At 41.6% G+C, this 18909-nt stretch carries 16 protein-coding genes and 1 other annotated feature; of the genes, 13 read left to right on the top strand and 3 right to left on the bottom strand.

Going from position 1 to position 18909, the window contains the following annotated elements:
- The first annotated feature begins 179 nt into the window (after positions 1-179).
- The 3 genes from secA to NSS65_RS16855 all read left to right on the top strand — a co-directional run bounded on the left by secA (position 180) and on the right by NSS65_RS16855 (position 5792).
- The gene (gene secA / locus NSS65_RS16865; protein ID WP_024423607.1) at positions 180-2705 is read left to right on the top strand and encodes a preprotein translocase subunit SecA; all 2526 of its coding nucleotides are present in this window, start codon (positions 180-182) and stop codon (positions 2703-2705) included.
- Between the two features lie 67 nt (positions 2706-2772).
- Positions 2773-3874 (top strand): peptide chain release factor 2 gene (gene prfB / locus NSS65_RS16860; RefSeq protein WP_098677688.1). Its coding sequence is split into 2 segments (ribosomal slippage): positions 2773-2844 and positions 2846-3874, totalling 1101 coding nucleotides; the frame shifts between segments, so codons are not numbered across the junction.
- Positions 3875-3998: 124 nt separating this feature from the next.
- Positions 3999-5792: a M3 family oligoendopeptidase gene (locus tag NSS65_RS16855; RefSeq protein WP_326135256.1), complete on the top strand. Its 1794-nt coding sequence runs from the start codon at positions 3999-4001 to the stop codon at positions 5790-5792.
- A gap of 212 nt (positions 5793-6004) precedes the next feature.
- On the opposite strand, the gene NSS65_RS16850 is transcribed toward NSS65_RS16855, so the two are convergent.
- Positions 6005-6739, bottom strand: coding sequence for an alpha/beta family hydrolase (locus NSS65_RS16850; protein ID WP_065214822.1), 735 nt, complete (start codon positions 6737-6739; stop codon positions 6005-6007).
- Positions 6740-6928: 189 nt separating this feature from the next.
- On the opposite strand from NSS65_RS16850, the gene NSS65_RS16845 reads away from it, so the two are divergent.
- The 5 genes from NSS65_RS16845 to NSS65_RS16825 all read left to right on the top strand — a co-directional run bounded on the left by NSS65_RS16845 (position 6929) and on the right by NSS65_RS16825 (position 11481).
- Complete coding sequence (locus tag NSS65_RS16845) at positions 6929-7777, top strand: YitT family protein (protein ID WP_024426245.1); 849 nt, start codon at positions 6929-6931, stop codon at positions 7775-7777.
- 48 nt (positions 7778-7825) lie between these two features.
- The gene (gene cccB, locus NSS65_RS16840; protein WP_024423602.1) at positions 7826-8155 is read left to right on the top strand and encodes a cytochrome c551; all 330 of its coding nucleotides are present in this window, start codon (positions 7826-7828) and stop codon (positions 8153-8155) included.
- Positions 8156-8538: 383 nt separating this feature from the next.
- Positions 8539-9225 carry a cell division ATP-binding protein FtsE gene (gene ftsE, locus NSS65_RS16835; protein WP_024423601.1) on the top strand — a complete coding sequence of 229 codons (687 nt, stop codon included), beginning with the start codon at positions 8539-8541 and terminating at the stop codon, positions 9223-9225.
- Positions 9218-10108, top strand: coding sequence for a permease-like cell division protein FtsX (gene ftsX / locus NSS65_RS16830; protein ID WP_034281079.1), 891 nt, complete (start codon positions 9218-9220; stop codon positions 10106-10108). Before ftsE ends, ftsX begins: the two co-directional genes overlap by 8 nt.
- Positions 10109-10218: 110 nt before the next feature.
- Positions 10219-11481: a M23 family metallopeptidase gene (locus tag NSS65_RS16825; protein ID WP_034281077.1), complete on the top strand. Its 1263-nt coding sequence runs from the start codon at positions 10219-10221 to the stop codon at positions 11479-11481.
- Between the two features lie 49 nt (positions 11482-11530).
- On the opposite strand, the gene NSS65_RS16820 is transcribed toward NSS65_RS16825, so the two are convergent.
- Positions 11531-12271, bottom strand: coding sequence for a sulfite exporter TauE/SafE family protein (locus tag NSS65_RS16820; RefSeq protein WP_024423598.1), 741 nt, complete (start codon positions 12269-12271; stop codon positions 11531-11533).
- 153 nt (positions 12272-12424) lie between these two features.
- Between NSS65_RS16820 and NSS65_RS16815 the strand changes: the two genes are divergently transcribed.
- The 3 genes from NSS65_RS16815 to NSS65_RS16805 all read left to right on the top strand — a co-directional run bounded on the left by NSS65_RS16815 (position 12425) and on the right by NSS65_RS16805 (position 15827).
- A complete protein-coding gene (locus tag NSS65_RS16815; RefSeq protein ID WP_081124898.1) occupies positions 12425-13873 on the top strand; it encodes a S41 family peptidase in 1449 nt (482 codons plus the stop codon).
- Positions 13874-14217: 344 nt separating this feature from the next.
- Positions 14218-14571 carry a swarming motility protein SwrAA gene (locus NSS65_RS16810; RefSeq protein ID WP_007500014.1) on the top strand — a complete coding sequence of 118 codons (354 nt, stop codon included), beginning with the start codon at positions 14218-14220 and terminating at the stop codon, positions 14569-14571.
- Between the two features lie 68 nt (positions 14572-14639).
- On the top strand, positions 14640-15827 hold the full coding sequence (locus NSS65_RS16805; RefSeq protein ID WP_024426241.1) for a PDZ domain-containing protein: 1188 nt from the start codon (positions 14640-14642) through the stop codon (positions 15825-15827).
- 9 nt (positions 15828-15836) lie between these two features.
- Here the strand turns inward: NSS65_RS16805 and NSS65_RS16800 are convergent, their stop codons facing one another.
- Entirely contained in the window at positions 15837-16202 is a 366-nt protein-coding gene (locus NSS65_RS16800; RefSeq protein WP_024423595.1) for a winged helix-turn-helix transcriptional regulator, read from the bottom strand.
- 227 nt (positions 16203-16429) lie between these two features.
- Here NSS65_RS16800 and NSS65_RS16795 point away from each other — a divergent pair, with 227 nt between their 5' ends.
- Positions 16430-17104, top strand: coding sequence for an NAD(P)H-dependent oxidoreductase (locus tag NSS65_RS16795; RefSeq protein WP_024423594.1), 675 nt, complete (start codon positions 16430-16432; stop codon positions 17102-17104).
- A gap of 89 nt (positions 17105-17193) precedes the next feature.
- Positions 17194-17419 (top strand) — a binding site (T-box leader).
- A 75-nt stretch (positions 17420-17494) separates the two neighbouring features.
- Positions 17495-18844 carry an amino acid permease gene (locus tag NSS65_RS16790; protein WP_034281072.1) on the top strand — a complete coding sequence of 450 codons (1350 nt, stop codon included), beginning with the start codon at positions 17495-17497 and terminating at the stop codon, positions 18842-18844.
- Positions 18845-18909: the final 65 nt, after the last annotated feature.

Here is an 18909-nt window from a genome sequence, read left to right as displayed (position 1 = left end):
TTAAAACAACCTAAATAAAGTAAACCCGTTCCCTTCATTAGGGGCGGGTTTTTTGTGCGAAATTATGGCAAATTCTTTGGAAATGAAAGAAGGTATGGTATGATAAATGCAGGTAAATATGGACCTGTCAAACTTTTGGACATGCCGAAAAATTGCATGAAATAGAGGAGCGTTATTATATGCTTGGAATCTTAAACAAAGTGTTTGATCCTACGAAACGTACGATCAGCCGATATGAAAAAAAGGCAAATGAAATCGAAGCTCTCGCTCAAGATTTTGAAAAATTATCTGACGAGGCTTTACGAAATAAAACGATTGAATTTAAAGAAAAACTTGAAAAAGGACAATCCGTGGATGACCTACTGGTTGAAGCATTTGCAACGGTTCGCGAAGCATCCCGCCGCGTAACAGGAATGTTCCCGTTTAAGGTGCAGCTCATGGGGGGCATCGCGCTTCACGAAGGTAACATCGCTGAGATGAAAACAGGTGAAGGTAAAACATTGACATCAACAATGCCTGTTTATTTAAATGCTCTTTCTGGAAAAGGCGTCCACATCGTGACAGTCAACGAATACTTGGCAAGCCGTGATGCGCAGGAAATGGGCAAAATTTTTGAGTTTCTTGGTTTAACAGTCGGCTTAAACTTAAACAGCTTAGACAAAGATGAAAAAAGAGAAGCGTACGCCGCTGATATCACGTATTCAACAAACAATGAACTCGGCTTTGACTATTTACGAGATAACATGGTGCTTTACAAAGAGCAAATGGTTCAGAGACCGCTTCATTATGCCGTGATCGATGAGGTTGACTCCATTTTAATTGATGAAGCGAGAACACCTCTTATTATTTCAGGACAAGCTGCGAAATCAACAAAGCTTTATGTACAAGCCAATGCATTTGTCCGCACATTAAAAATCGAAGATGATTTCACGTATGATATTAAAACAAAAAGTGTGCAGCTGACTGAAAGCGGAATGACGAAGGCGGAAAAAGCATTCGGCATTGAAAACCTGTTTGATGTCAAACATGTCGCGCTGAACCATCACATCGCTCAGGCGCTGAAGGCACATGTTGCGATGCAAAAAGACGTGGATTATGTGGTAGAAGAAGGCCAAGTAGTCATCGTTGACTCCTTCACAGGACGTTTAATGAAAGGACGCCGTTATAGTGAAGGTCTGCATCAAGCCATCGAGGCAAAAGAAGGTCTTGAAGTGCAGAACGAAAGCATGACACTAGCAACAATTACGTTCCAGAACTACTTCCGTATGTATGAAAAATTATCTGGTATGACTGGTACAGCAAAAACGGAAGAAGAAGAATTCCGTAACATTTACAACATGCAGGTTGTGTCAATCCCGACCAACCAACCAGTGGTTCGTGATGACAGACCTGATTTAATTTACCGCACAATGGATGGTAAATTTAAAGCAGTGGCTGAGGATGTTGCGCAGCGCTATATGACAGGGCAGCCAGTTCTTGTCGGAACAGTAGCAGTTGAGACATCTGAGCTTATTTCTAAGCTGCTTAAAAATAAAGGCATTCCTCATCAAGTGTTAAACGCAAAAAACCATGAGCGTGAAGCACAAATTATTGAAGAGGCTGGTCAAAAAGGTGCTGTGACCATTGCAACAAACATGGCAGGACGTGGTACAGACATCAAGCTTGGCGAAGGTGTAAAAGAACTTGGAGGTCTGGCTGTTATCGGGACAGAGCGTCATGAATCCCGTCGTATTGATAACCAGCTTCGCGGACGTTCTGGACGTCAAGGAGACCCAGGGATTACCCAATTCTATCTCTCCATGGAAGATGAATTGATGCGCCGATTTGGTGCAGAGCGGACGATGGCGATGCTTGACCGCTTTGGTATGGATGACTCTACACCAATCCAAAGTAAAATGGTGTCTAAAGCCGTTGAATCATCTCAAAAACGTGTAGAGGGGAACAACTTTGATTCCCGTAAGCAGCTTCTGCAATACGACGATGTGCTTCGTCAACAGCGTGAAGTAATCTACAAACAGCGTTTTGAAGTCATCGATTCTGACAACTTAAAATCAATTGTCATTAATATGATCCAATCTTCAATTGAGCGTGCTGTGGGATCTTATACGCCAAAAGAAGAGCTGCCTGAAGAATGGAAACTAGATGGTCTTGTTGAATTAATCAACACGAACTATTTAGACGAAGGTGCCATTACGGTCAAAGATATCTTCGGTAAAGAAGCAGATGAAATCACAAGCTTCATCATGGATCGTATTAAAGAAAAATACGATGCAAAAGAAGAAACATTTGGCGAAGAACAAATGCGTGAATTTGAAAAAGTCATCGTTCTTCGTGCGGTGGATTCGAAGTGGATGGACCATATCGATGCAATGGATCAGCTGCGCCAAGGTATTCATTTACGTGCGTACGCACAAACGAATCCGCTTCGTGAATACCAAATGGAAGGATTTGCGATGTTTGAGCATATGGTTGCTTCAATTGAAGATGACGTGGCCAAGTATGTCTTGAAATCAGAAATCCAAAACAACCTAGAACGTGAAGAAGTGGTTCAAGGTCAAACAACGGCTCATCAGCCGCAAGAGGGCGATGAGGAGAAGACAGTGAAGAAGAAGCCGGTACGTAAAGTCGTAGACATTGGACGAAACTCCCCATGTCACTGCGGAAGCGGCAAGAAATATAAAAATTGTCATGGGAAGACAGAATAAGTAATGGAAAGAGGTGAAAACCTCTTTCTATTCATGTCAGCCCCCATACATCTATGAGGTGAAGGATATGGAATTAGTAGAAATTAGACAAGAGCTTGAAAATATGGCTAGCAGGCTAGCTGATTTTAGGGGGTCTCTTTGACTTAGAAACAAAAGAGGCCAAAATCGCAGAGCTTGAAGCGACGATGTCAGAGGCTGATTTTTGGAATGATCAGCAAAAGGCTCAAGGCGTTATCAATGAAGCCAATGCACTGAAGGATTCTGTGAATTCCTATCATGAGCTCAGTGAATCGCATGAAGAGCTGCAAATGACGCATGACTTATTAAAGGAAGATTATGACGAGGAGCTTCATGCAGAGCTTGAAAAAGAGCTGAAGAACTTAACGAAGCAGTTTAACGAATTTGAGCTGCAGCTTCTTTTAAGCGAACCTTATGATAAAAACAATGCCATTCTGGAGCTTCACCCAGGTGCAGGCGGTACTGAATCACAGGACTGGGGTTCTATGCTTCTGCGAATGTACACTCGCTGGGCAGAGCGCAGAGGCTTTAAGGTCGAAACGCTTGATTACCTTCCAGGTGATGAGGCAGGAATTAAGTCTGTGACTTTGCTCATCAAAGGGCATAACGCATACGGTTACTTAAAAGCTGAAAAAGGTGTCCATCGTTTGGTCCGTATTTCTCCTTTTGATTCTTCTGGCCGCCGACATACATCCTTCGTTTCCTGTGATGTCATGCCGGAATTCAATGAAGAAATTGATATTGATATTCGGACAGAGGATATTAAGGTGGATACGTATCGTGCAAGTGGAGCTGGCGGGCAGCACGTCAATACGACGGACTCTGCCGTTCGTATCACACATATTCCAACGAATGTCGTCGTGACATGCCAAACAGAAAGATCACAAATTAAAAACAGAGAACGTGCGATGAAAATGCTGAAATCGAAACTTTATCAAAAACGGATCGAAGAACAGCAGGCAGAATTGGACGAAATCAGAGGAGAGCAGAAAGAAATTGGCTGGGGAAGCCAGATCCGCTCTTATGTATTCCACCCTTATTCTCTTGTGAAAGACCATCGAACCAATACGGAGATGGGAAATGTTCAAGCGGTGATGGATGGAGATTTAGATTCATTTATCGATGCGTACCTGCGTTCGAAATTATCATAAAAACTCGGCTTCTTGCCGGGTTTTTTTAATTGTGAGAAAATATAATGAATATAAAGGAATACATACGACATACTGATTCTATATCCTTTGTATGATGAAATTAGCAAATAAAGGGGGAAATATTTTGGGATTAACACCATTGCAAGAAACGTGGGATTTAGATGCCTTTTTTAAAGGAGGTAGTTCTTCACCAGAATTTAAGACATACCTGCAAAATATTCAGCAGCTATTAGATGAATTACGACAAAAGGTGAATGCCTTTTCAAAAGAAGATACACACGTTGAAAGCCAATTAACGTCTGTCCTTGACACGTATGAAACTACATATAAAAAATTATCTCAAGCAGGTTCATTTGTAACCTGCCTCCAAGCTCAAAATACGAAGGATATGAAAGCAGGAAGCCTTCGAGGTACGATTGCCAAGCTGGAAGCTGATTTAGGAACCATCCTTGCACTGTTTGATCAAGCGCTTGCTGCTATCCCAGCAAACAAGTGGGAAGAACTGATGAATTCAACCGCCTTTTCAGATGTCCGCTACATATTAAATGAGCGGAGAGACCGTGTGAAGGATCAATTACCTGTTGAACAAGAAACGCTGATTCAAAAGCTGGCTGTAGATGGGTACCATGCGTGGGATGAGCTTTATTCCAGTTTAGTGAATAAAATTACCATTCCTTTTGAACAGCATGGAGAAACACAGATGATCTCTGTAGGCCAAGCGGAAAATGCGATGGATGATTCAGATCGTGAAGTCAGAAAGGCTGTTTACCACAACCTAGAGCATGCATGGACGCAGGATGAACATTTATTTGCTAGTACGCTTAATCACCTTGCTGGTTTTCGTTTGCAAGTGTATGAAGCAAGAGGCTGGAAGCACATTTTAAAAGAGCCGCTAGAAATTTGCCGTATGAAACAAGAAACCCTTGATACGATGTGGTCTGTGATTGATGAACATAAGCAGCCATTCATTGATTATTTACACCGAAAAGCTGACATGCTTGGAGTTGATAAGCTGAGCTGGTTCGATGTTGGGGCTCCTATCGGGAGTGAGACCAAAATCTATCCTTATCAAGAAGCAGCTGCTTTTATTGTGAAACATTTCGCTGGATTTGGAGAAGAGCTCGCTGCTTTTACAGAAAAAGCCTTTAATGAACGCTGGATAGAAGCTGAGGACCGTCCAAACAAACGGGTAGGCGGCTTTTGTACAAATTTCCCTGACAGCGGAGAATCACGTATTTTTATGACTTTCTCAGGAAGTCCATCCAATGTGGCGACACTAGCGCATGAACTTGGTCATTCGTTCCATCAGGAAGTGATGCAGGATGTTCGCATTCTGAATCGCAAATACGCAATGAATGTAGCTGAAACAGCGTCGACCTTCGCAGAAATGATTGTAGCTGATGCTTCATTAAAAGAAGCGGCAAATGAAGAGGAGCGTCTCAGCCTGTTAGAGGATAAGCTGCAGCGCAGTGTAGCTTTCTTCATGAACATTCAATCTCGTTTCTTATTTGAACAGCGCTTTTATGAAGAGCGTAAAAAAGGAGAAGTGCCGGCTGACCGATTGAATGAATTGATGGTCGAAGCGCAGAAGGAAGCGTTTGGTGACTCATTAGATGAATACCATCCTCATTTCTGGGCGTCTAAGCTGCATTTCCATATCACGAATGTTCCATTTTATAATTTCCCATACACCTTTGGATACATGTTCTCGTTAGGAATTTATGCAAAAGCATTGCAGGCTGGTACATCGTTTGAAGAGAAATACATTGCATTATTAAAAGATACTGCTTCAATGACAGTGGAAGATTTAGCTAAAAAGCATCTAGGCGTTGACCTTACCCAAAAAGCATTTTGGGAAGAAGCCATTCGTTTGGCTGTAGCAGATGCTGAAGAATTTTTAGAAGTGACGAAAAGATAATAATAAAAGCTCCCATTACGGGAGCTTTCAGACTGTTGACAAAGGGCTAAAATGATCTTTATTTTAGCTCTTTGTCTTCTTTTCAGCGTGATAGAAAACCTTTGAAGTCTAGGAAGGACGAGCATTGGCGCGGAGCGAATTGAACATTCGTGAGCACCAACGCGCAGGACTGACAAAGAATGCGAGGGTTTGTCTACACGCTGAAGCTCCCGTTATGGGAGCTTTTTTGCTGGCTTAAGCCAGTCAAGCATTGTCTGGATGAGATCATTTTGCTGCGACAGGGCTGGAATGTCCGCTGGCTGATCCCCTTTTTGTTTGCCATACATGCCAAACTGCGCATGATTTCCGCCTTTTATTTCATGAAAAACGGTTTGAGACGGCAGATTTGCTTTCGATTTTTTGATTTTTTCTTGTGTTGCCAGCCCATCCTTTTCACCTGAAATAGAGAGGATTTTTAGTGACGATTGTTTCAGGTCATCTGATGCTGGATAAGATGCTAGGAAAAAGAGTCCATCGAGCTTGCTCTGATTTTTTTCTGCAAACATAGCGGCAGCTGCCCCGCCAAGTGAATGTCCGCCAATATACCAGTGTTTGATCGATTGGTGATCTTTGATGATGTCCTGCGCTTTGTTTGGATTGAAGATCGCAAAGAAAAATGGCATGTCAGGGATAAAGACAGAGTAGCCTTTTTTCATCAGCGTATCCCCGATATAGGCATACGCAAGTGGTTCCACCTTTGCCCCAGGGTAGAGAATGATGCCAGTATCACTTTTTGATGCTTCAAATGTATAAACATTGTTTTTATGTTCCACTTGCTCCATGTTCACTTGTTTTTTTAATGCTTCTGATGGTCCATATGTAAAGCGGCTCCATGTATAGAAAGCACCAAAAGCTAAGATGATCAGTGCAAGTAATGTCATACCTGTTATCTTCAGTATTTTCTTCATCGCATGCCCCTTCTTTCTCATGTACATATTAAATATACCATCAATTCATCCTATGCCAACCGGCAAGTACGCTATTCCGTCTGTGTGATAAAGTATTAATCCATTAGCACTGCATTTGGCTGTTATTTACAATCGTTTTAAGAGGGATTAAAATAGGTGTGCATTCAGAAGTAACGGAGGAAGAAAGACATGAAGCAGGGACATTCACAATTTTGGATCGAAGTGAAAAATTATTTGTTCATTTTAATCGGATCTGCCATCGTGGCGATTGGTTTTAATACGTTATTATTACCGAATCAGATTGCAGCAGGCGGTGTGAGCGGCATTAGTACCATTATGCAGTCATTCGGCTTTGAAGCGGCGTATGTGCAATGGGGGCTTAATATTCCCCTGTTTATCGCTGGCTTTTATTTATTAGGCGGTACATTTGGAGTGAAAACACTCGTTGGCTCGATTTTTTTACCTTTCATGGTGTTTGTCACAAGACATATTGCACCTGTCACACATGAAGCACTGCTGGCGGCTATATTTGGCGGTGTGGTCATTGGGATCGGAATAGGGCTCGTGTTCCTTGGGAATGGATCAACGGGTGGAACAGCACTCGCTGCCAAAATCATCAATAAGTACACAGGACTCACGCTAGGCACCTGTTTAGCGATGATGGATGGCTTGATTGTTCTGGCTGCGATGACGGTCTTTGGAATTGAAGAGGGGCTGTACGCGGTCATTGGTGTGTTTATTTCTAGTAAAACGATTGATGTGGTACAGGCTGGCTTCAGTCATTCAAAAATGGCAATGATCATTACAGGGCATGAAGATGAGGTCAGACAGGCGGTTTTTGATCAAATTGACCGCGGTGTGACGAAGATCTCAGCAGTCGGAGGATATACCGATCATGACCGCCCAATTTTGATGTGTGTCGTTGGGCAGTCACAATTCACAAAGTTGAAACAAGTGGTGAAAGCAATCGATGCATCAGCATTTGTCATCGTGATGGATGCAAAAGAGGTGCTTGGTGAGGGTTTTAAAAGGGCATAAACAAGGATATAATAGCGTTGACCAAATGATTGTAAGGGAGGGAAATAGATGAAAAAAAGCGGATTAACGATGCTATTTGCAGCGATGCTTCTTGTTCTCGCGGCTTGTGGAGGAAATTCAAGCAGCAGCGACAAAGAAGGCAGCAAAAGTGCATCATCTGTGAGCAGTGGTGAGGAGATCTATCAGCAAAACTGTATCGGCTGTCATGGGAAAGACCTATCTGGCGGAGGCGGTCCAAGCCTGAAGGAAGTAGGGAAGAAATATAATGAAAGCCAAATCGCAGATATTGCGCAAAACGGTAAAGGCTCTATGCCAAGCGGTATGGTAGATGAGAAGCAGGCAAAAGAAGTAGCAAAATGGCTTGCAGAGAAAAAATAAAACCTTTGTCTAATCGACAAGGTTTTTTTGTTTTTTTATATGTAGAAAAAGACTTTTGGATAGTATGAAAACGCATTATATTAAATTTTATTTAAAAAATAAGGGTATAAAGGCATGTTTTTCGGTTTTGATTGTTCTATTTACCTTTTATTTATAAGTTTTGAAATATAAATGTAATACCATTGCGTCGATTCATGACGTATAATTGGAGTTGTTGAAATTTAGACGATTCAATTTTTTCATCTTTTTGGATGAAAAGGACATAAATTGTTAGTAAGTATCGAAGGGTATGTGCGTGACCATACATAACGTTTTTTGACGAGAAGTGTCAAAACATCATGATAAGCTGTTAGTCAGCGAATAAGAAAAGATTAGGTGATTACATGATTCAAATGAAGGAAGTCTACAAGATCTATCCTAATGGCGTAAAGGCGATCAATGGAATCAATGTCTCTATCCATCCAGGAGAGTTTGTGTATGTTGTTGGTCCCAGTGGTGCTGGTAAATCCACTTTCATCAAAATGATGTATCGTGAAGAGAAGCCAACCAAAGGGCAAATCTTAATTAATAACAAAGATTTAGGCTCAATGAAGGAAAAAGAAATTCCTTACGTAAGAAGAGAAATTGGCGTAGTATTCCAAGATTTCAAGCTGCTCCCAACTCTTACTGTGTTTGAGAACGTAGCATTTGCTCTTGAAGTGATTGGTGAACAGCCTCATATCATTAAGAAAAAAGTGCTTGATGTTCTCGATCTGGTTCAGCTAAAGCACAGAGCGCGTCAATTTCCTGACCAGCTGTCCGGCGGTGAACAGCAGCGTGTGTCTATCGCCCGCTCGATTGTTAATAGCCCTGAGGTCGTCATTGCAGATGAGCCGACAGGAAACCTTGATCCAGACACTTCTTGGGAAATCATGAAGACGCTCGAAGAGATTAATAACCGCGGAACAACAGTGGTTATGGCGACACACAACAAAGAAATTGTAAACACCATGAAGAAACGCGTCATCGCAATCGAAGATGGAATGATTGTGCGTGACGAAGCAAGAGGGGAGTACGGAATTTATGATTAAAACTCTCTCGCGGCATTTACGTGAGAGCTTCCGTTCACTTGGAAGAAACACGTGGATGACATTTGCATCAATTAGTGCGGTTACTGTCACATTGATTTTAGTTGGGGTTTTCCTTGTGATTATGCTCAACTTGAATAACATGGCATCGAACGCTGAAAAAGAAGTAGAAGTAAAAGTATTAATCGAATTAACGGCGAATCAAAAGCAGCAGGATGAATTAAAAGCAGAAATTGAAAAGATTCCTGAAATCAGTAATGTGAAGTACTCATCTAAAGATGACGAACTGAAAGCGCTGATTAAAAGCTTTGGAGAAAATGGACAATCCATGGGACTTGTTGATCAAGAAAATCCATTAAACGATGCGTTTATTGTGAAAACAACAGATCCTCACGATACACCAAAAGTAGCGAAGAAATTAGAAAACCTAAAGGGTACATATAAAGTAACCTATGGGAAAGAAGAGGTCAGCCGACTCTTCAATGTAGTTGGAGTAGCGCGTAATGTCGGCATTGTGCTCATTATTGGGCTGTTATTTACAGCTATGTTCTTAATCTCCAATACGATCAAAATTACGATTTTTGCTAGACGTAAAGAAATTGAGATTATGAAGCTGGTAGGTGCAACGAACTGGTTTATCCGCTGGCCATTCTTCATTGAAGGATTATTGCTTGGTGTATTTGGTTCCATTATACCAATTGCCCTATTGCTTGGCACGTATCAATATGCAGTTGGCTGGGTCGCACCGAGAGTACAAGGCTCATTTATTTCAATGCTTCCATACAATCCGTTTGTCTATCAAGTATCACTGGTCCTGCTAGTGATCGGTGCAATCATTGGTGTATGGGGAAGCTTAACGTCTATCCGTAAATTCTTAAAAGTATAAATATATTTTGATGGCAGCATTCGAGGGTTCTATAGAAGATGTGACCGGTTGATCCGATTCATCCGGTCGGCTCTTCATGTCGACAGTTGTCATGGGAGGGGAATATCGTTTTGAAAAGAAAGCTGATGATGGCTGGAATGGCAGCGTTTATTGGAACAACGTGGCTATACATTCCAGGGAACGAGAATCGTGCATTCGCATACGAAGACCTAGATCAAAAACGTCAACAAATCGAAGAGAAAACATCGAAGACTGAATCAAGCTTGAAGAAGAAGAAGTCAGAGCTGGCAAAGCTTGAAAAGAAAGAATCAAAGCTCAAGAAAGAAATTGAACAAATTGACCAAAAGGTAAGTACTGCAACTGAAAAAGTCGCTGAAAAAGAGAAAGAAGTTAAAAAAACGAAGCAAGAGATCAAGAAGCTAAAAAAAGACATTCAAGTCATCAATGAGCGAATTGAAAAAAGAAAAGCCATTTTCAAAGACCGAATTCGTTCAATGCAAAAAAGCGGCGGTACGATCAACTATTTAGATGTGCTGCTAGGTGCTCGCAGCTTTAGTGATTTTGTCGGTCGTGTTGGGGCTGTCACAACGATTGTCGAAGCAGACAAAGACATGATTACAGAACATGAAAATGACTTAAAGCTGGTGGAGCAAAAAGAAGCAGAGCTAAATAATCAGCTAAGCGGACTTGAAACATCTCTGAAAGAGCTAGAAGCACTGAAAAAAGATTTATCTAAGAAGCACAAAGAAAAAGAACACATTTTAGGTGATGTGACAGATAAAAAAAATCATGCACATGATGAACTAGGCAAGCTTGAGAATGAACAAGAAATCCTAGCGAATCAAAAAGCGGCTGTGAAATCTGAGGAAGCACACCGACAAAAGGAAGAAGCGAAGAAAGCAAAACAAGCAGCTGAAAAAAATGCACCTGCATCTCACAGCGGCGGCTCAGATCAAGTATCTGATACACCAGCAAGCAGCTCAGGCTTTATTAAACCAGCGGCAGGGCGTTTCTCATCTGGCTTTGGCGGACGTTCTGGCGGAAACCACTTCGGATTAGATATTGCAGCAAAAGGCACAGTTCCTGTCTATGCAGCAGCATCTGGAACAGTCACGAACTCCAGCTACTCATCGAGCTACGGAAATGTTGTGTTCATTACGCACAATATCAATGGACAGACATATCAAACTGTATACGCCCACCTGTCTACAAGAAGTGTGTCAACTGGACAGAGAGTCGAACAAGGACAATTCCTTGGATATATGGGAAATACCGGCCAATCGCATGGTCAGCATCTTCACTTTGAAATTCATAAAGGATTATGGAATGGCGCAAAATCAAATGCAGTCAATCCAGCGCAATATATCCGCTAATCAAAAAGCCGATAACATGATGTTATCGGCTTTTTTGACCTAGATAGAATTAAAATAACAGCAGTAATCCGGCAATAATAGGTGTTAACAGAACAGCTGATTTCAATAAGAGCTTCGGTGCAAGGCGTGTGAATTTCGCGCCGATAAATGCGCCTAATACGGTGCCAATTAATATTTGGATCAGCAAGATAAAATCAACATAGCCCTCTGAAATATATCCAATTCCACCGCCGATGGAAATCGGAATAATGACAAGCATGGTCGTGCCAACGGCTTGCCTTATCGACAGCTTCAGTAAAATCAAAAGTCCTACTTGAATGAATGGTGCAGACCCGATACCAAACATGCCTGACAGCATCCCAGACACAAGGCCTAAAATAATGCCTCTTGTCATCAGCTGACGAGAAGAAAGCGGCTGCTGCTCAGCCTCTTCATTAAGAACAAATAGTTTGATCATCATAAAAACAGCGGATAAAAAAAGCATCCCTGCTGTTAAATAGTGCAGACTCTCTTCTGGAATAAAAGGAGCAACCTTAGCCCCAGCAAAAGAAGCGATACAAGCAAGTGCCCCGACAATCAAACCAGATTTCAGCTGAATGTTCCCTTCCCGGTAGTGGCTGTATGCACCTGATAGTGTCGTAAATGCCATAGCGGCTAATGACGTCCCGAGTGCGGTATGAATAGGGATATCAAAAATTAACGTAAGCAATGCGATGACAAATCCTGCCCCGCCTGCTCCTACAAAACCTAATAAAATTCCTAATAAAAGCATCGTCAAGATAATATACATAGCGAAGACTCCTTCTCAATCATAACAAAATAAAAATTACACCTAATAAAATGATTCGTCAAGCCTTCACGAGAGAATGTCTTTACATGAAATCCCTTCTTCTGGCATATAATAACTCAGGTCATCAGGAAGAGTTGAAGAAGGAGGCCAAATATGAAAAAACAAATCGCATCTATTATGGCAAGTGTCGTTCTCTTAATAAGTGCAGGTGTGATGACGCATAAAGAGGGAACTCATGCGGAGTCACCGCAAGCAGCAGCTGCAATGGCTGGACAAGCTCAATCAAGTGATAAGGCGAAAGAGAATGGGATGGAAAAGATCGAGAAAGCCTATGACCTTATTTCAAATGAATATGTAGAGGAAGTGGATCGGCAAAAGCTGCTTGAAGGCGCGATCCAAGGAATGCTTTCGACTTTAAACGATCCGTATTCAGTATACATGGACAAGCAAACCGCAAAGCAATTTTCTGATTCGCTTGATTCTTCCTTTGAGGGAATTGGGGCAGAAGTGGGGATGGATGAAGGAAAGATCATTATTGTCTCCGCCTTTAAAAAATCCCCTGCGGCAAAAGCAGGTCTAAAGCCGAAAGATGAAGTCATCAGCATAGACGGTGAGCCGATGAAAGAAAAAAGCTTAAACGATGCTGTACTGAAAATAAGAGGAAAAAAAGGAACGTCTGTCGCCTTAACAATCAAACGAAACGGGATTGAAAAAGAGCTAACGTTCCATATCAAACGAGAAGAAATCCCGCTTGAAACAGTGACTTCCTCTGTAAAAGAGGTAAATGGTCATAAAACAGGCTACATTGCGATCTCCAGCTTCTCTGAAGATACGGCGAAGGATTTCACTTCAAGCTTGAAACAGCTCGAGAAAAAGGGCATAGAAGGCCTTGTACTGGATGTGAGAGGAAACCCTGGCGGCTATCTGCAAAGTGTGGAAGATATTTTGAAGCATTTTATTACGAAGGATCAGCCATATATTCAAATCGCAGAACGGAATGGCGACCGGAAACGGTATTTTTCAAAACTGAAAGAACAAAAGCCTTATCCAGTCAATGTCTTAATTGATAAAGGCAGTGCTTCCGCTTCGGAAATACTTGCTGGGGCCATGAAAGAAGCTGGAAAGTATGAAGTCGTCGGTGATGTCTCCTTTGGAAAAGGAACTGTGCAGCAGGCGGTTCCGATGGGAGATGGAAGTAATATTAAATTAACGCTGTATAAATGGCTCACGCCAAAAGGCAATTGGATTCACAAAAAAGGCGTCGTACCGACAATTGCGATTCATCAGCCGGATTACTTTACCGCAGGTCCGCTTCAGCTAAAAGAACCGCTTCAGCTTGATATGAACAATGAAGAAGTGAGACAAGCGCAGACGCTGTTAAAGGGATTGTCATTTGACCCTGGCAGAGTAGATGGATACTTTGATGAAGAAACGAAAAAGGCCGTACTTGCCTTCCAAAGCACATACAATCTCGATAAATCAGGTGTCATTGATTTGAAAACAGCGGAAATGATGAACAGAATGGTGGATGAAGTGAAATCATACGAAAAAAATGACCTTCAATTACAGACTGCACTAAAAGCACTATATCTTAAAAAATAAAGAGGCGAATAATAGCCTCTTTTTTTTGGTTCATAAGTGTCATGAACATGTAATAATTTATGATTAAAAATAAATTATATCGAGAAATATATTCATTTATTTTACAAAAAACATAACATTCCTTCAATTTTACCCGATAACATATGTATATAAGAGACTTTCTGTTGATTTAAACATGTCATGAAAATGAAACTTTTGAAAGTTGTATGTTACATAAATAATTCTTACAATAAAAAGTAGCACTCATTTTAAATATTTTATTTTTTGCGGATATTCAGCTTGAGCATGAAGCTGTACCGAGGTTTGCGCTTTTCTTAAAAGAACTAGTAAATGGGGGTACACAATTGAAAAGGGCAAGTATTGTGAGAGAGAAAAAATATTACGAGTTGGTAGAGGAACTTAAGAGTCGTACGAAAGATGTGACGTTTTCCGCTACAAAGGCATTAAGTCTGCTCATGCTGTTAAGCAGGTACTTGGTCAATTACACAACGGTAGAATCAGTCGACGAAATCGATGAAGACTGTGCTGAGATATACTTCAATTATTTAATGGATAATCATAAGAGACTTGGTATAAACTTAACCGACATCAAGAGGTCGATGCAGCTGCTCGGCGGCATACTAGATGTAGATGTCAATCACTACTTAAAAGATTTTTCACTGTCGAATGTCACACTTTGGATGAATCAGGAGAAATAAACCTGATGTCAAGCATCGATTTATTTGATAGAATAAGAGAAAATGCTTGACTTGGGCGGTGAACGATAATGAGCTCGGAGTGGATGGGAGCTGGATTAAAAGCGGTCGGTCTGTTTTTAATCCATCCTCTTTTTTATTTCATGATATTAATCAGCCTATTGCATGGCTACATCCGCGTAAAGCGGGAGAGAAAAGCGTTTCAAACAAGAATAGAAGATGTATACGATGAACTTAAATTTACATATTCAAAGGGATGGATTCTAGGGATTTGCCTATCCGTTATTTCAGTAGGCTTAGGGATTGCCCTCCCCCCTGGATTCATCGTGCTGATTGCAGCGATGACCATCGTTTTCTCTTTATTCTTTAAGGCGAGTGCGCTTTCGTCTGCATACACACTCGGTTTCAGTTTTATTGCGGCACTTGGACTGATGCATTTCCAAGTGAGTCATTCTTGGCTGCCGCAGCTCTCAATGATGAATGCATCAGCCGTTGTCATTCTGCTAGGACTTCTATTAATGACGGAGGGGATTCTAGCCTATCGAACGGCGCATTTACGTACATCGCCTGCTATGGTGATGAGTGCGAGAGGACTTTTAATTGGTCAGCAGCGGGCAAACCGTCTGTGGCTTTTACCGCTTGTTTTGCTGATGCCGGCAGGTGAATTCACTTCTTCTCTGCCATGGTGGCCGGTGCTTCAAGTACATGATCAAAGCTTTTCATTTATTTTGATTCCATATATCATCGGATTCGGTCAGAGAATTCAAGGCTCACTGCCAATTGTTAGTATTCAAATTACAGCGCGGCGTATTCTCATGCTCGGACTCGCTGTCGCCTTATTAGGTGCTGCAAGTATTTGGTTTGAACCGATTGCTTGGGGAGCTGTATTGATTGCGGTGATAGGAAGAGCCTTTCTCTCATGGAAACAGAGGGTCAATGACAATGCTGCTCCGTTCTACTTCTCTAAGCGTAATCAAGGGCTGATGGTGCTGGGGATTATTCCAAATACACCAGCGGCTGATTTAAAGCTTGAGATCGGAGAAGTCATCACAAAAGTGAATGGAATTGAAGTCAAAACCGTTTCGGAATTTTATGAAGCCCTTCAAACCAATCGTGCTCTAACAAAGCTCGAGATCATTGGCTTAAATGGTCAGACAAGATTTGAGAAACGTGCTTCTTACGAAGGGGAGCATCATCAGCTTGGCATCCTGTTTGTGAAGGATGATCCACAGCAAGAACCAACGGCAATTTCATCTTAAAAAAAGCTGCTAGAGATGGCAGCTTTTTTCTTTTGGGCGCGCTTCTTTCCCGTAGGATTCGCCCCATTCACGCATGGCGAAGATGATAGGCTTTAATGTATTTCCGAGAGAAGTGAGTGAATATTCGACACGAGGGGGGACCTCCTCATAGACTTCTCTATGGACAACGCCGTCTTGTTCAAGCTCACGCAATTGCAGTGTGAGGACACGCTGAGAAATTCTTGGCAGCAGCCGGCGCAATTCATTGTAGCGTTTTGGTCCGCAAGTCAAATGATAAAGGATCACTCCTTTCCATTTCCCTCCGATGACACTTGTCGTCACTGAAACGGGACAGCCATGATTGACAATACTGACTGGATTGGATGGTGCACTCATCTTAACACTCCTTTCTAAGACAAATTTGGTGATACACGAACAAGATGGTAACTAACGAACAAAAATGTGCGTACTTGAATCACTCGAAGCTTTTCTTATACCATAGAGATATCACATCACACATTCGGGCTGTTGTTTTTTTATCATAACAATTTCTAAATGAGAATGGAAAGAAATTGGATTGATGAAACTAACGCCCTAATTGGTTAATAGAAAGGATGAATACAATGCGAGACAAAGAGCAATTAAAAAAAGAAATCATTGAGGCGTATGAGTTCCGCCATGCGACAAAAGAGTTTGATCCAACGAAAAAAATACCAGAGGATGATTTTGCATTTATTTTAGAAACAGGAAGACTTTCCCCAAGCTCTGTAGGGTTTGAGCCTTGGAAGTTCCTCGTTGTTCAAAATGAAGCATTTAGAGAAAAATTAAAAGAGTATACATGGGGAGCGCAAAAGCAGCTTCCTACTGCCAGCCATTTTGTGATCATCTTGGCAAGAACAGACGCCCGTTATGATTCAGCATATGCAGAATACATCAACAAGCAAATCAAAGGAATGTCAGACGAAACGTTCGAGATGGTGAAGGGACGCTACCAAGAATTCCAAGAGAATGATCTTCATTTGTTAGAAAATGAACGTACGCTCTTTGATTGGGCTTCAAAACAAACGTATATTGCCCTTGGAAACATGATGACAGCTGCTGCACAAATTGGCATTGATTCATGCCCAGTCGAGGGATTCAGCTACGATGAGATTCATCGCATTCTAGATGAAGAAGGGCTGCTTGAGGATGGCCAGTATGATATTTCTGTCATGGCAGCCTTTGGGTATCGTGTCACCGAGCCAAAGCGCGGCAAAACGCGCCGTCCGATGGATGAAGTAGCTGTTTGGATTCGTTAAAAGAGAATGTCTGAAAAAGGATGTTGACAATTGCGTGGTTAGTCAGTATATTTAAAAAATAAAATCTTTGATGAATATATAAATTGACTATAAACGCTTTGACTTGAGAATAGTAGATGAACATCCGTTTTTTTAAGAGAGCTGCGGGTTGGTGCAACGCAGTAAAACGAATCATTGAACTCGCTCAAAGAGCGGTAAGACTGAATGAATAGTAAGTCTTTACGTGTGACCTCCGTTAACGGGTTTTAAGTTGGATTCAGCTATGGCTGAATCAATTAGAGTGGTAACGCGGTTGCAAGGTCAGTCGTCTCTTCAAGGAGATGACTGGCCTTTTTATATGTTTTTATCCTATATTTGTCTGAAGATTCAAATTTAAAGGAGCTATAGAAAATGGAAAAGGAACATGTGCAGTTAAAACGAACAATGACGTCAAGGCATATTATGATGCTCGCACTTGGTGGTGCAATAGGTGCTGGTCTGTTTAAAGGAAGCAGCTCCGCTATTGATATCGCAGGTCCTGCTGTCATTTTGGCATATATGATTGGTGGTCTTATTTTATTATTTATTATGCAAGGACTTGCCGAAATGACGGTTGCACGACCTGGCGCAAGAACATTCCGTGATTTAATTGAACCGGTGTTAGGGAAATATCCGGCTTATTTCTTAGACTGGATATACTGGAAAATGTGGGTGCTGAACATTGCAGCAGAAGCAATCGTATCTGCGATCTTTATTCAGTACTGGTTCCCACAGGTGCCGATTTGGATACTTGTGTTAATCATTTCACTTGTTGTGACATTGATCAATGTTTGTTCTGTTAAAATGTTTGCTGAGACGGAGTACTGGTTAGCTTCTATTAAAATTGCTGTCATTATTTTATTTATTATCATTGGGTTAACCATGCTGTTTGTCTCATTTGGTCAGCATGCTGCACCGGGATTATCCAACTTAACCGACCACGGAGGATTTTTCCCGAATGGAACAGGCGGCTTAATTGCGGCCATGCTTGTGGTGGTGTATTCATATGGCGGGACTGAAATGATCGGGGTCACATTAGCAGAAACAAAAAACCCTGAAAAAGTCATCCCAAAGGCCATTCAAAGTACATTTGTACGAATCATCGGTTTCTATGTACTGCCGTTCTTCATCATCGTCAGCTTGATTCCCTGGAATCAAGTAAACAATGAGCAAGTGAGTCCATTCGTCACCGTGTTTGCAACGATTGGCGTGCCATACGCAAGTGACATCATGAACGGTATCATTTTATTAGCGATCTTGTCTTCTATGAACTCTGGGCTGTACGCATCCTCAAGGGTACTTTATACGCAAGCGATGGATGGGCGTGTATGGAAGGGCTTCTCAAAGCTATCAAAACAGCAGGTGCCTGTCAGAGCGATCCTAGTGTGTACATCTACATTGTATGCCGCTGTGTTGATTTCTCTTTTTGTAGGAAGTCAAACCTTTAATTATTTAATGGGATCTTTAAGCTATACGGTCTTATTCATTTGGTTTATTATTGCTGTCGGGCATTTGAAATCTCGAAGTGTAGCAGAACCAGGAGGATATCGTGTGAAGCTGTATCCTTTCACAACATGGTTTTCTGTGATTGCGATCATTGCCATTTTCATCGGCGTTGTGTCAACAACTCCAATTGTCCAAACGATGGTCACAATGGGCATTTATCTGATTATTACTCTTTCTTTCTTCATCAACAGAAAGCGGTTTGAAACAGCTGTTTGATTTAAAAGCGTGCAGGACGTTCTCAAGAAGGTCTTGCACGCTTTTTTTGTGATAGTATTTCGTGA

The organism is Bacillus sp. FSL K6-1006, assembly GCF_038593175.1.
Lineage (GTDB): Bacteria > Bacillota > Bacilli > Bacillales > Bacillaceae > Bacillus > Bacillus safensis.
Note: the sequence above shows the minus strand (reverse complement) of the source record. Positions and strands in the feature narration are given on the sequence as shown.

Bases quoted from the DNA above. Each gene is read 5' to 3' on its own strand.
- NSS65_RS16845 (WP_024426245.1), top strand. From the start codon at position 6,929: ATGAAGCAGGGACATTCACAATTTTGGATCGAAGTGAAAAATTATTTG.
- NSS65_RS16820 (WP_024423598.1), bottom strand. From the start codon at position 12,271: ATGTATATTATCTTGACGATGCTTTTATTAGGAATTTTATTAGGTTTT.
- cccB (WP_024423602.1), top strand. From the start codon at position 7,826: ATGAAAAAAAGCGGATTAACGATGCTATTTGCAGCGATGCTTCTTGTT.
- NSS65_RS16790 (WP_034281072.1), top strand. From the start codon at position 17,495: ATGGAAAAGGAACATGTGCAGTTAAAACGAACAATGACGTCAAGGCAT.
- NSS65_RS16815 (WP_081124898.1), top strand. From the start codon at position 12,425: ATGAAAAAACAAATCGCATCTATTATGGCAAGTGTCGTTCTCTTAATA.
- secA (WP_024423607.1), top strand. From the start codon at position 180: ATGCTTGGAATCTTAAACAAAGTGTTTGATCCTACGAAACGTACGATC.
- ftsX (WP_034281079.1), top strand. From the start codon at position 9,218: ATGATTAAAACTCTCTCGCGGCATTTACGTGAGAGCTTCCGTTCACTT.
- NSS65_RS16805 (WP_024426241.1), top strand. From the start codon at position 14,640: ATGAGCTCGGAGTGGATGGGAGCTGGATTAAAAGCGGTCGGTCTGTTT.
- NSS65_RS16795 (WP_024423594.1), top strand. From the start codon at position 16,430: ATGCGAGACAAAGAGCAATTAAAAAAAGAAATCATTGAGGCGTATGAG.
- NSS65_RS16850 (WP_065214822.1), bottom strand. From the start codon at position 6,739: ATGAAGAAAATACTGAAGATAACAGGTATGACATTACTTGCACTGATC.
- ftsE (WP_024423601.1), top strand. From the start codon at position 8,539: ATGATTCAAATGAAGGAAGTCTACAAGATCTATCCTAATGGCGTAAAG.
- NSS65_RS16800 (WP_024423595.1), bottom strand. From the start codon at position 16,202: ATGAGTGCACCATCCAATCCAGTCAGTATTGTCAATCATGGCTGTCCC.